The sequence below is a fragment of the Janthinobacterium sp. NKUCC08_JDC genome (genome assembly GCF_019345575.1).
GTDB lineage: Bacteria > Pseudomonadota > Gammaproteobacteria > Burkholderiales > Burkholderiaceae_D > Janthinobacterium > Janthinobacterium aestuarii.
In genome coordinates, this window is record NZ_JAHKQW010000010.1 from 121392 (window position 1) to 133834 (window position 12443).

The following is a 12443-nucleotide window of genomic DNA, read 5'->3' on the forward strand; positions in this document are numbered from 1 at the left end:
CCGGCCCTAGCGGCTGGCGCCTGCATTGCTACCCGCCCGGTTCGCGCCGTGGCGGGTTTTTTTATGTGCGCTCGGGAAGGCGTGCCAGCCGTTGCGCCCAGGTGGGAATGGCTTGCCGCCAGAAATCTTCCACCTTGTCGGCACGCACGTCGAGACCGAGGAAGTGGGCGGCCGGCAGCAGCGCCGACGTCAGCAGTTCGGCTTGTGTGCCTGTATCGAAGGCGAGGGCGCCCGTCTGCTTGGACAGCTTTTCACCGCTGTCGTTCGTGACGACAGGCACGTGCAGGAAGCCGGGATGGGGCAAGCCCAGCACGTCCTGCAGATACAGCTGGCGCGGTGTGGAATCGAGCAAGTCCGCGCCGCGCACCACCTGCGTGATGCCCTGTGCGCCATCGTCGACCACGACGGCCAGCTGATACGCCCAGTAGCCATCGCCGCGCAGCACGATGAAGTCGCCCACCTCGCTGGCCAGGTCCTGCCGCTGCGGACCCGCCCAGCGGTCGGCAAAAGCGTACATCGCATCCGCCCCCTGCGGCACCCGCAGCCGCAAGGCCCGCGCTGCCTTGCCCGGCGCCAAACCGTGACGGCAAGTGCCCGGATACACGGCGGCCCCATTCTTCGGCGTTCCCGCCTGCAAGTTCGAATCCTGGATCTCCTTGCGCGAACAGCCGCACGCATACACGAGCCCATCGTCCTGCAACTGCTTGAGCGCCGCCTGGTACAGCGGCAACCGCCGGCTCTGCCACGTCGCCTCGCCGTCCCAATGCATGCCGCAGCGCTGCAGGCTGGCCAGAATGCCGGCGTCGGCGCCCTCGACATTGCGGTCATAGTCCAGGTCCTCGATACGCAACAGCCATGTACCCCGATGCGCCTTCGCATCAAGATAACTGGCCATGGCGGCGACGAGCGAGCCCATGTGCAAGGGACCGGAGGGGGAGGGGGCGAAGCGGCCGATGTAGGGGGAGGAGGAGAGAAGACTGTTCATGCGTGCTGGCAAAGCGGCGACGGCGCTTGTTAACCGGAGTGGAGCAAGCGTCAAGTATCGTGGAGGGAATCAGACGTGTCAAATGCGGAAAGCACACGGGCGTGTGCAATCAGCTCCGTTTGCCTTTGTCATACTGTAGTGGCTGTCCACGAACGTAGTCTCTCCAGCACAAAGTTTCCATGCCGGCATTCGCTACGTTCGTGGGTATTGATTGCTGCAATTAGAAATGATACTCCGCACGTATCATCGGCGTCTTCGCCGTCTGGCCCACGTTGCCCGTGGTGGCGGGCGAGTTGCCGAACTTGTTCTTCCAGTACTGGTATTCCAGGCCCACGCGGAAGGTGTTCTTGGCGCTGCCCAGGGCCGCGCCCACGTCGAACATCACCTGCATGTCGATGTTCGTTTCCACCGCCGTGTCACGGCCCACTTCATCCTTGCCTTTCGAATCGATGAGGTTAAAGAAGCCTTCGAACGAGAACAGCGGCGACAGGGGGATGCCCCAGGCGCCCGTCAGCATGGCGTGCGTTTTATACGTGTAGCGGCCTGTTACTTGCGAGATGGGCGGGAAGGCGCCGCTGGGGGCGTTGCTTTCGCGCAGCAACAGCAGGCTGGTGTTGAAGAAGCCGGGCACGTCCCACATCAGGGTAGGGCCGGCTACCAGCATGCGCTTGCGCGAGTTGTAGCCGACGTCGTTCTTGGTGTTGACGTCGAAACCGAGGGTGACGCCGACGCCGCGCACGGGGCCGAACTTGATGTCGCTGCCGCGCACCTTGCCGATGTCGATGGTGTTGCGGTACACGAGGTACGCTTCCTGCGCGCCGGACGTTTTACCGAGCGCGCCAGGGTCCTTGCTGTCGGACATGAGGAAATCGAGGTTGACGAAATTGCTGCCGTATTTGTAGCCGCTGGCGTGCGTGATGGCGAAGATGTTTTTCTTGATGTCGTCCGGATTGAACGGCTCGCGGTAGTCGTTGCCGGCGCGCCAGCTCAGCGCGGTATCGCTCCATTCGGCAGCCTGGGCGGTCGCGCCCACGCCGAGAGTGGTAGTGAGGCAGAGCAACAGACACGGTATGGTTTTTGGCACTTTCGGCTCCTGATGATGTGAGAAAACGGGAACGGGGGGATAGCAGGGTGCGTAGTGCGCACGAAGCGCTGCGATGAGGAAAATTGCGCACCGTTCAATCCATGATGCGAGAAGCGCCGCGCTGGGCGATATGTCTTATCTGCATACTTACTATCAGTTCCTGCATATAATCATCGCACCTTCCCGCCCTTGCGGGGCAAGGCAGCCGCTGCAAAGCTGATAATTTTTTTCAAAATTGTATACAGGTGTTGTTTTTTTGCGGAAATAGAAATGCGCGCCGCCGCGCTCGCCCCCCAAGCGCCACGGATGCCGATACGATAGAGACAGAGTGTTGATTTTTTCCACCGATTGACATCCCGCATACCACGCAGCGAGGCACGAAAAAAACAATGACGGCACGCCTGGAACTCCTCGATATCAGCAAGCGCTATCCGGCCGTGGTGGCCAACGACGGCATCTGTCTCAACGTCGCGCCCGGACAGATCCATGCCGTGCTCGGTGAAAACGGTGCCGGCAAATCGACCCTGATGAAAATCATTTACGGCGCCGTGCAGCCCGATGGCGGCCGCATCCTGTGGAATGGCCGCGAAGTGGAGATCGCCAACCCGTCGGCCGCGCGGGCGCTCGGCATCGCCATGGTGTTCCAGCACTTTTCCCTGTTCGACACATTGACCGTGACGGAAAACATCGCCCTCGGTTTGCCGGCCGGCACCAATATGGCGGAGCTGGCGCAGCGCATCGAAGACACGGCGCGCCAGTACGGCCTGGACCTGGAGCCGCAGCGCCATGTCCACACCCTGTCCGTCGGCGAATGCCAGCGCGTGGAAATCGTGCGCGCCTTGCTGGCCAAGCCGCAACTGCTGATCCTCGACGAGCCGACGTCCGTGCTGACGCCGGGCGCCGTGGAAAAACTGTTTACCACCTTGCGCCAGTTGGCGGCCGAAGGCTGCAGCATCCTCTACATCAGCCACAAGCTCGACGAGATCCGCGCCCTGTGCCATACATGCACGGTGGTGCGCGCCGGCAAGAACGCGGGCGTATGCGATCCGTCGCAGGAGTCGGCGGCCAGCCTGTCGCGCATGATGATCGGCGCCGAACCGCCGGCCGTCACGCGCGTGACGCGCACGCCCGGTGCGGCCATGCTGAGTGTCAGGGGCCTGAACTTGCCGAAGAGCCACCCGTTTGCCACGCAATTGATCGATATCCATTTCGACGTGCGTGCGGGCGAGATCGTCGGCATCGCGGGCGTGTCCGGCAATGGCCAGCAGGAATTGCTGGCGGCCCTGTCGGGCGAGGACATGCGCGCCCCCGCCGCCAGCATCGTCCTGAACGGCACGCCGGCAGGACGCTTGCCGCCGGGGCGCCGGCGCGCCCTCGGCTTCGGCTTCGTGCCCGAGGAAAGGCTGGGACGCGGCGCCGTGCCCGACATGGCGCTGGCCGACAACGTTTTGTTGAGCCTGCAGACACCGGCCACCATCCGCCACGGCTTCGTGCGTCATACCGTCATCGCGCAGCGGGCGGCCGCCATCATCGCCCGTTTCCAGGTGAAAGCGGGCGGGCCGCAGGCGCTGGCGCGCAGCCTGTCGGGCGGCAACTTGCAGAAATATATAGTCGGACGCGAAGTCATGCGCGAACCCACGGTGCTGGTCGTGGCGCAGCCGACCTGGGGCGTGGACGTGGGCGCGGCCGCGCAAATCCGCGCCGAATTGCTGGCGCTGCGCGACGCCGGTTGCGCGCTGCTGGTCGTATCGGAGGAGCTCGATGAATTGTTCGACATCAGCGACCGCTTGCTGGTGATGGCGAAGGGAAAAATCTCGCCGTCGCTCGACGTGGGTGACGCGAGCGTGGCCCAGGTGGGGCAATGGATGAGCGGGTTGTGGCCGCAGGAGGCAGCCCATGGCTAAGTTTGCCTTGCGCCTGGAAGCTCGGCCCGCGCCATCGCGGCTGATGTCGTGGCTGTCGCCGGTGCTGGCCGTCTTGCTCACCGTGCTGTGCGGCGCGTTGCTGTTTATTGCGCTGGGACACGATCCGCTGGCGGGACTGGCCGTCTTCTTTGTCGAACCCTTGCGCGACGCGCACGGCTGGTCCGAGCTGGGTCTCAAGGTGGCGCCTTTGCTCTTGATCGCCGTCGGCCTGGCCATCTGCTTTCGCGCCAACATCTACAACATCGGCGCCGAAGGGCAGTTGACCCTGGGCGCCATCTGCGGCGGCGCGGCAGCGCTGTACCTCGACGATGGCGTCGGCGGCGCGGCCATCATCGGCGTGTCCCTGGTGGCCGGCATGGCGGGCGGCATGGCGTGGGCGGGATTGGTGGCGTGGCTGCGCGACCGCTACAACGCCAGCGAAATCCTCGTCTCGCTGATGCTGGTCTACATCGCGCAATTGCTGCTCAGCTATCTTGTGTATGGCGTGCTGCGCGACCCGGAAGGTTTCAATTTTCCCCAGTCGAAACTGCTGTCGGACGGCTTGCTGCTGCCGATGGTGATCAGCGACACACGCTTGCACGTAGGTATCGTCTTCGCCTTGCTGGCCTCGCTGGGCGGCTGGCTGTATTTATCCCGCAGCATTGCCGGCTTCCGCCTGCGCGTGGGCGGCATGGCGCCGGCCGCCGCGCGCTATGCGGGATTTTCTTCGCGCAAGACCTTGTGGTCGTCCTTGCTGATCTGCGGCGCCCTGTCCGGCCTGGCGGGCGCCTGCGAAGTGCTGGGGCCGATGGGGCAGTTGACGCCCACGGTCTCGCCCGGCTACGGCTTTGCCGCCATCATCGTCGCCTTCGTGGGACGCTTGCATCCCGTGGGCGTGATTTTTTCAAGCTTCGTCATGGCCCTGTTTTATATCGGCGGCGAACTGGCGCAGTCGCGCCTCGGATTGCCCAGTGCGATTACCGGCGTGTTCCAGGGCATCTTGCTGTTTGCCTTGCTCGCCTGCGACGTGCTGATCCAATACAAATTGCGCTGGAGAAAACATGGATAACCTGGCCCTGACCATCGCGCCATTGATTGCGGCCAGCATCAATGCGGGCACGCCGCTGATGCTGGCCGCGCTCGGTTTATTGGTGAATGAAAAAGCGGGCGTGGTCAACCTGGGCGCGGAAGGCATGATGCTGGTCTCGGCCATCACGGGCTTTGCCGTGGCCGTCAACACGGGCAGTCCCACCCTGGGCTTCCTGGCAGGGGCGGGCGCCAGCATGGTGCTGTCCGGCTTCTTTGCCTGGCTGACCGTGTGGCTGGGCACGAACCAGTATGCGACGGGTCTGGCTTTGTCGCTGTTTGGCGCGGGCGCGTCCACGTATATCGGCTTGAAGTACGTGGGCAACAGCTTGCAGAACGGCCGCTTCGGCATCCCCTTCCTGGAAGATATTCCCGTGCTGGGGCCGGCCCTGTTCCGCCAGCATCCGATGGTGTATCTGTCCTTGCTGCTGTGCCTGGCCATCGCCTGGTTTTTGTACCGCACGCGGGCAGGATTGGTGCTGCGCGCCGTGGGCGAGTCGCCCGCCTCGGCGCATGCGCTCGGCTATCCCGTGCGCCGCATCCGCCTGGCGGCCGTGCTGTTCGGCGGCGCCTGCTGCGGCTTGGCCGGCGCCTTCTTGTCGCTCGTCTACACGCCGCTGTGGGTCGAAGGCATGGTGGCGGGGCGGGGCTGGATCGCGCTGGCGCTGACCACGTTTGCCACCTGGCGCCCGGCGCGCGTGGTGGGCGGTGCCTATTTGTTCGGCGGCATCACGATATTGACGTTCCACGCGCAGGCGCTGGGCGTACCGATTGCGTCGCAACTGCTGTCGATGCTGCCCTACGTGGCGGCCATCGTCGTGCTCGTGCTCATTTCCAGCAACGCCAATTACATCAAGCTCAACATGCCCGCTTCGCTGGGGAAAAATTTCAATCCCGGAAATTAATCACTGACCACAAGGAAAACCATGTCCAAGAAACTGTTGTGCGCCGCCGTTTGCGGTGCTGCGCTGATGTCCTCCATGCCCGCCATGGCCGCCGCGCCCGCTGCCGCTCCGCTGAATGTCGGCTTCGTGTATATCAGCCCCATTGGCGACGCGGGCTGGACCACCCAGCACGATCAGGCCCGCAAGGAAATGGAAAAGGCGCTGGGCGGCAAGATCACCACCAAGTACGTGGAAAACGTGCCGGAGAGCGCCGATGCGGAACGGGTGATCCGCGACCTGGCGCAGACGGGCAGCAAGCTGGTCATTACGACCTCGTTCGGCTACATGAATCCCACCTTGAAAGTGGCGAAACAATTTCCTAATGTGAAGTTCATTCATTTGACGGGCTACAAGACGGCCGTCAATGTGGCCAACACGAATGCCCGTTTCTACGAGGGCCGCTACCTGGCCGGCGTGTTGGCGGGAAAGATGAGCAAGACCCACGTCGCCGGTTATGTGGCGGCATTCCCCATCCCGGAAGTGTTGCAGGGAGTTAACGCTTTTACGCGCGGCATGCGCAGTGTCGACCCGAAGGCGGAAGTGAAAGTGGTGTGGGTCAATAGCTGGTTCGACCCGGGCAAGGAGCGCGACGCGGCCATCACCCTGATCGGCCAGGGCGCCGACGTGGTCACCCATCACACGGACTCGACCGCCGTGGTACAGGCGGCCGAAGAGAAAGGCAAGTATGCGATCGCCTACCACTCGGACATGAAAAAATACGGACCGAAAGCGCAACTGGCCGCCGTCACCCACCATTGGGGCGATTACTATACGAAGCAGGCGCAAGCCGTACTCGACGGTACGTGGAAGTCCAGCAGCACCTGGGGCGGCATCAAGGATGGCATGGTCAAGCTGGAAGGCATTAACGCCGCCGTGCCGACCGACGTGAAACAGTTTGTATTGGCGCGTGAGAAAGAGTTGGTAGCTGGCAAGCTCAATCCGTTCAGCGCGCCGATCAAGGATAACGATGGCAAGGTGCGCCTGGACAAAGGCGTGCTGGACGATGCGGCGCTGACGAAGATGGATTATTTTGTCGAAGGCGTGGCCGGGAAAGTTTCCGGAAAGTAATAGGTTTGAGTATAAACTTGCTGTAATATTGCCGGAAACGGGAGCCGGGCCGGGGAGCGCATTCCCGGCCCGTCCAACACAGCAGCGCCTGAACAGGCCCGTACCGGAGATTGACCCATGGACAGACTGGAAGTATTCAAGATTATCGCGTTGCAAGCGAGCAAGGGTGAGCTGACGTTCCCCGCCAACGTCAAGGCCACCTTGAAGCTGCAGGAAGCGCTGGACGACCCCGATTGCCATATCGAAGCGGCCGCCCGCATGGTCATGGCCGAGCCGCTGCTGTCGGCCCGGGTCGTGGCATTGGCCAATTCGGCCGCCTACAACCGTTCCGGCAATGAAATCGCCAATGTGCGCGCGGCCGTCTCGCGCCTGGGCTTTGCCACCCTGAAATCGATGGTGGCGTCCGTCATCGTGCGCCAGCTGGGCAGCCAGATCACAGACCCGCAATTGCGCGCCAAGGCGGCCCGGCTGTGGGAACACACGGCTCACGTGGCCGCGCTGAGCCAGGTGATCGCCCGTAAAGTCACGCACGTGGACGTGGAAACGGCCATGTTCGCCGCCATCGTGCACGAAGTGGGCGGCTTTTATCTGCTGTCGCGCGCCGAGGAATATCCGGGTCTGCTGGACGACAATACCGAAGACTGGATCGAATACGGCGAAAAGCTGATCGGCCGCGGCGTGCTGCGCCAGCTGCAAGTGCCGGACCTGGTCTTGCAAGCCGTGGAAGGCATGTGGCACGGCGGCAGCACGTTCCCGCCCCGCACCTTGGGCGCGACCCTGGTGTTGGCCAACGATCTGTCGCCCGTCGGCTCGCCTTTGCACCCGCCGGAAAGCGCCGCGCGGCGCCAGGCGGCGGCGAAGATCGACTTTGGCATCGGCGGCAGCACCTTGCACACCATCCTCGAGGAATCGGCGGAAGAAATCGAATCCCTGGCGGCGGCCCTGCTGGTCTGAGCGTTCTTCCTGAAACATCCCCGCCCTTGCCGCGGGGATTTTTTTCGTCCGCATTTTGATGCGCCTTTCCCCATGGCATACAATCGCCGGCCCGGCTATCCGCCGTACCGCTTTCCTCCTCTTACCCAAAGGATCTTATGCAGAAGCTGTTTTCTTCCCTGACCTTGACCGCGCTGGCGTTTTCCGCCCACGCCGCGACCGGTTTGCCCGTGGTGCAGGAAGCGCCCTTGCGCGCCCACCTGGCCTTCCTGTCCAACGATTTACTGGAAGGCCGCGGCACGGGCCAGCGCGGCGCCGACCTGACGGTGGCATACCTGGAAACCCAGGCGCAGATGGCCGGCTTGAAACCCGTGCGCGGCAACAGCTACCGCCAGAGCGTGCAAATTGCCGGCGTGAAATCCTTGCCACAAGATAGCAGCCTGCAGGCGATGGCGGACGGCAAGGCCGTGCCGCTGGCCTTCGGTCCGGACTGGGTCTGGGCCACGGGCGACTCCGTTGCCGCGCATACGTTCGACGCGCCACTGGTATTTGTCGGCTACGGCATCACGGCGCCGGAAGAAGGCTGGAACGATTTCAAGGGTGCCGATGTCAAAAACAAGATCGTCGTCATGATGGTCAACGACCCGCAGCCGACCACTGCCGAACCAAACCGCTTTGCCGGCAAGGCGCTCACGTATTACGGCCGCTGGACCTACAAGTTCGAGGAAGCCAGGCGCCAGGGCGCCGCTGGCGTCTTGCTGATCCACACGAAACCGTCGGCCTCGTACGACTGGAGCGTGGTGCAGAACAGCTGGAGCGGCAGCGAACGTTTTCAACTGGCTGACCGTACTGCCGGTACGCCGTTGCAGGGCTGGATCGCGGAAGACGCGGCGCGCCGCCTGTTTGCGGCCGGTGGGCAGGACCTGGACGCCTTGCGCGCGCAGGCGGAAAGCAAGGACTTCAAGGCCGTCGCCTTGAATGCCAAGTTGTCGGGCGAAATGAAGTCCATCGTGCGCAAGGTGGAGCAATTCAATATCGCCGGCATGGTGCCGGGCACGGATCCGGCACTGAAAGAGGAAGCCGTCATTTACAGTGGCCACTGGGATCACCTGGGCAAGCAGGGAGATACTGGCGATACCATCTACAACGGCGCCGTCGACAATGCCTCGGGCACGGCAGGCCTGCTGGCCATGGCGCAGGAAGCCGTGAAAAAGCCTGCGAAGCGCACGCAGATTTTCCTGTGGGTGGCGGCCGAGGAACAAGGCTTGCTGGGCAGCGCAGCGTATGCGGCCGATCCGCTGTGGCCCTTGAACAAGACGGCGGCCGCGCTGAATCTGGACAGCCTGAACTTTGTTGGCGCTACGCACGACATCGGCGCGCAGGGCAGCGAGCGCACGGAGCTGGGGGCCATGGCCGCCACGGTGGCGAAATCCATGGGCATGCACATCGCGCAAGCGCGTCCCGACCTGGCCGGTGGCTACTTCCGCAGCGACCATTTCAGCTTTGCCAAGGCGGGTGTGCCCGCGTTTTCCATCAATGGCGGACGCGAGTACATCAAGGACGTGGAAAAGTCGAAAGCCAAGGCGGCCGCCTATGGCCCCCGCTACCATCAAGTCACCGATGAGTACGACGCCAGCTGGGATCTGTCGGGCATGACGCAGCAGGCGCAATTTACCTTGAACCTGGGCCTAGCCGTGGCCAACGCGGTGAAGATGCCGGCGTGGAAGCCGGGCGATGCGTTTGGCAAGGCGCGCGAACAGGCTGCCAAGTAAGAGGTGGTTCGTGCCAACAATGTTGTCGGCTTACGCGCTGGCGCGCTAACCCGACCTACGTGGCTTGTTTCACCAGCATCAGGCGTAGGTCGGATTAGCTCGTAGAGCGTAATCCGACAACATGGCTGGCGCCGCAGCGTCGGATCAGGCTGCCCGCTCCAGCCGCCGCTGCGTATGCCGGTACTTGCTCCACACGATCAGCATCAGCAGCGGCATGGCGCCGCCCACCATGCACAGGGCGGGCCAGCCGCCGGCCGCATAGCTGGCGCTGGCCAGGGCCGAGCCTGCCGATGCGCCGATGAAGCCGCCCGCGATGAACACGGTGGTCACCCTTGCGCGCGCATGCGGCGCCAGTTTATAGATGATGGACTGGTGCGTGACTTGCAGGCCCATCACGCCCATGTCCAGCAGGACGATACCGATCAGCAATAGTACGAGCGAATGGGCGCCAAAGCCGATCAGAGCCCAGCCTGCGATCGAGGCGACGGCCAGCAGCCACGTGGCCTGGCGCGCGTAGCCGCGGTCGGCCATGCGGCCCGCCGTGTTGGCGGCAAAGGCGCCCGTGGCGCCGGCCAGGCCGAACAGGCCGATCTGCATTTCCGAATAGTGATAGGGTTCGCCGCTGAGCAAAAAGGTCAGGCCCGTCCAGAACACGCTGAAGGTGCCCAGGCCCAGGCCCGAGAATAGGGCGCGCTGGCGCAGCAACGGTTCCTGGCGGATGATGTCGGCCAGGGAGGCCAGCAATTTTCCGTATTGCAGCTTGCCACGCGGCGCCTCGTTCGGCAGGATGCGGCGCAACATGACGAGCAGGGCCGCGACGACGATGGCCGCCAGTACGTAGACGGTGCGCCAGCCGCCGCTGATCTGCGACACCGTGCCGGAGACGGTACGCGCCAGCAAGATGCCCAGCAACAATCCCGTCATGACGGTGCCCACCATGCGTCCCCGGCTGTGATCGGGCGCGTACGAGGCCACCATGGCCGTCACTACCATCAAGGCGCTGGACGTGATCCCCATCAAGACGCTGGCGATGGCAAAGACGATGATGTTCTGGCTGGTGGCGGCCAGCAGCAGGGCGGCTATCTTGGCGATCAGCATCCACGTCAGCAACTGGCGGCGGTTCAGCACGTCACTGAGGGGGACCAGGAAGACGATGCCCAGCACATAGCCGATCTGCGTGGCCGTGACCAGATAACCGGCTTGCGGCACGCTGACGCCAAACGAGGCGGCCAGCATGGAGGTGAGCGGCTGCACGTAGTAGAGGCTGGCGACGAGCACGCCGGCGGACAGGGCGAACAGCAGGATGCGGGTCGACGTCAGCAGGGCGCTGGCATCGACGGTAGAGGGTGCGGATTTCATGCGGTTACAACTTTCTTCGAGTGATGCTTTTGGATAAGCATGATAGCGGGGCTGCGCATTTCTTGCCGGGCAGGCAAAAAAATCCCGGCGATCGTTGCCGACGGCCGGGGAAAGGGTATATGGGGATATATACCGAGGGAGAGTTAAAACTTACTGCGCGCTTGCCAGCTCTGCATGCACCTGCGCCGTGATTTCATACGAGCGCAGCCGGTGCTGGTGCTCGAAGATCTGCGAAGTGATCATCAGCTCGTCGGCGCCCGTTTCGGCGATGAAGGTGGCCATTTTCGCCTTCACGGTGTCCGGCGCGCCGATGGCCGTGCAGGACAGGACGGAGTCGAGCATGGCGCGTTCCTGCGGGCCCAATTGTTCGAGGTAGCCGGGCACGGGTGGCTGCAGACGCGACGGGCGGCCCGTGCGCAGGTTGACGAAGGCCTGCTGCATCGACGTGGCGCGCAAGTGCGCCTCGGCATCCGTATCGGCGGCAAATACATTAAAACCCAGCATCACGTACGGTTTCGCCAATTGTTTTGACGGCTTGAAATGTTCGCGGTAATAGGCCACGGCTTGCATCATCATCTGCGGCGCGAAGTGCGAGGCGAATGCATACGGCAAGCCCAGGTGGGCGGCCAGCTGGGCGCCGAACAGGCTCGAGCCCAGTATCCACACGGGCACTTTCGCGCCCTTGCCGGGTACGGCCAGCACGCGCTGGCGCGGCTCGTCGGACATATAGTCGATCAATTCCAGCACGTCCTGCGGAAATTGTTCCGCGTCGGACTGCAGGTCGCGGCGCAGGGCGCGCGCCGTCGTCTGGTCGGAGCCGGGCGCGCGGCCCAGGCCCAGGTCGATGCGGCCCGGATGCAGCGCTTCCAGGGTGCCGAACTGTTCCGCGATGACGAGCGGCGAGTGGTTCGGCAGCATCACGCCGCCTGCACCCACACGGATGGTTGTCGTGCCGGCCGCCACATGGGCGATGACGACGGCCGTGGCGGCGCTGGCGATGCCGGGCATGCCGTGGTGTTCGGCCAGCCAGTAGCGGTTGTAGCCCCAGCGTTCGCCGTGCTGCGCCAGGTCGAGCGTGTTCTTGAACGACTGGCTGGCGTCGCTGCCTTCGGCGATGGGGGCCAGGTCGAGTATGGAAAATGGAATCATGGTAGCGATATCGGGACGTGGTGGAAAATCACAATGGACGATTTGTCTATCCCCTGACGACAATAGGGTCGGCCTTGAAAGCGGCAGGGATGACAGGCTGTGCACATGATAATGCGAATCGGGAATTTGCGTACTGATCGGTAAAAAACTCGTGCCGGT

At 63.4% G+C, this 12443-nt stretch carries 10 protein-coding genes; 6 read left to right on the top strand and 4 right to left on the bottom strand.

Going from position 1 to position 12443, the window contains the following annotated elements:
* Window positions 1–61: 61 nt before the first annotated feature.
* Window positions 62–1039, bottom strand: a complete 978-nt coding sequence (gene gluQRS / locus KO538_RS20890) for a tRNA glutamyl-Q(34) synthetase GluQRS (protein ID WP_374106870.1) — start codon at window positions 1037–1039, stop codon at window positions 62–64.
* A gap of 166 nt (window positions 1040–1205) precedes the next feature.
* Entirely contained in the window at window positions 1206–2018 is an 813-nt protein-coding gene (locus tag KO538_RS20895) for an outer envelope protein (RefSeq protein WP_092716215.1), read from the bottom strand.
* Between the two features lie 440 nt (window positions 2019–2458).
* Between KO538_RS20895 and KO538_RS20900 the strand changes: the two genes are divergently transcribed.
* From KO538_RS20900 to KO538_RS20925, 6 genes are all read left to right on the top strand, one after another.
* The gene (locus KO538_RS20900; protein ID WP_219329535.1) at window positions 2459–3973 is read left to right on the top strand and encodes an ABC transporter ATP-binding protein; all 1515 of its coding nucleotides are present in this window, start codon (window positions 2459–2461) and stop codon (window positions 3971–3973) included.
* Window positions 3966–5042: an ABC transporter permease gene (locus KO538_RS20905; RefSeq protein ID WP_070303296.1), complete on the top strand. Its 1077-nt coding sequence runs from the start codon at window positions 3966–3968 to the stop codon at window positions 5040–5042. The genes KO538_RS20900 and KO538_RS20905 overlap by 8 nt, the downstream gene beginning before the upstream one ends.
* Window positions 5035–5964 (top strand): ABC transporter permease, encoded by a 930-nt coding sequence (locus KO538_RS20910; RefSeq protein WP_070303295.1) that lies wholly within the window; start codon window positions 5035–5037, stop codon window positions 5962–5964. Before KO538_RS20905 ends, KO538_RS20910 begins: the two co-directional genes overlap by 8 nt.
* 21 nt (window positions 5965–5985) lie before the next feature.
* A complete protein-coding gene (locus tag KO538_RS20915; RefSeq protein WP_070303294.1) occupies window positions 5986–7071 on the top strand; it encodes a BMP family ABC transporter substrate-binding protein in 1086 nt (361 codons plus the stop codon).
* 117 nt (window positions 7072–7188) lie between these two features.
* Window positions 7189–8025, top strand: a complete 837-nt coding sequence (locus KO538_RS20920) for an HDOD domain-containing protein (RefSeq protein ID WP_034760008.1) — start codon at window positions 7189–7191, stop codon at window positions 8023–8025.
* 137 nt (window positions 8026–8162) lie between these two features.
* The gene (locus tag KO538_RS20925; RefSeq protein WP_219329536.1) at window positions 8163–9776 is read left to right on the top strand and encodes a M28 family peptidase; all 1614 of its coding nucleotides are present in this window, start codon (window positions 8163–8165) and stop codon (window positions 9774–9776) included.
* A gap of 144 nt (window positions 9777–9920) precedes the next feature.
* On the opposite strand, the gene KO538_RS20930 is transcribed toward KO538_RS20925, so the two are convergent.
* Both KO538_RS20930 and KO538_RS20935 read right to left on the bottom strand, forming a co-directional pair.
* Window positions 9921–11135 carry an MFS transporter gene (locus tag KO538_RS20930; RefSeq protein ID WP_070303292.1) on the bottom strand — a complete coding sequence of 405 codons (1215 nt, stop codon included), beginning with the start codon at window positions 11133–11135 and terminating at the stop codon, window positions 9921–9923.
* A gap of 150 nt (window positions 11136–11285) precedes the next feature.
* On the bottom strand, window positions 11286–12284 hold the full coding sequence (locus KO538_RS20935; RefSeq protein WP_058050642.1) for an LLM class flavin-dependent oxidoreductase: 999 nt from the start codon (window positions 12282–12284) through the stop codon (window positions 11286–11288).
* Window positions 12285–12443 lie beyond the last annotated feature (159 nt).

Coding starts and splice junctions, on each gene's coding strand:
- KO538_RS20900 (WP_219329535.1), top strand. CDS start 2,459: ATGACGGCACGCCTGGAACTCCTCGATATCAGCAAGCGCTATCCGGCC.
- KO538_RS20905 (WP_070303296.1), top strand. CDS start 3,966: ATGGCTAAGTTTGCCTTGCGCCTGGAAGCTCGGCCCGCGCCATCGCGG.
- KO538_RS20910 (WP_070303295.1), top strand. CDS start 5,035: ATGGATAACCTGGCCCTGACCATCGCGCCATTGATTGCGGCCAGCATC.
- KO538_RS20915 (WP_070303294.1), top strand. CDS start 5,986: ATGTCCAAGAAACTGTTGTGCGCCGCCGTTTGCGGTGCTGCGCTGATG.
- KO538_RS20920 (WP_034760008.1), top strand. CDS start 7,189: ATGGACAGACTGGAAGTATTCAAGATTATCGCGTTGCAAGCGAGCAAG.
- KO538_RS20925 (WP_219329536.1), top strand. CDS start 8,163: ATGCAGAAGCTGTTTTCTTCCCTGACCTTGACCGCGCTGGCGTTTTCC.
- KO538_RS20930 (WP_070303292.1), bottom strand. CDS start 11,135: ATGAAATCCGCACCCTCTACCGTCGATGCCAGCGCCCTGCTGACGTCG.
- KO538_RS20935 (WP_058050642.1), bottom strand. CDS start 12,284: ATGATTCCATTTTCCATACTCGACCTGGCCCCCATCGCCGAAGGCAGC.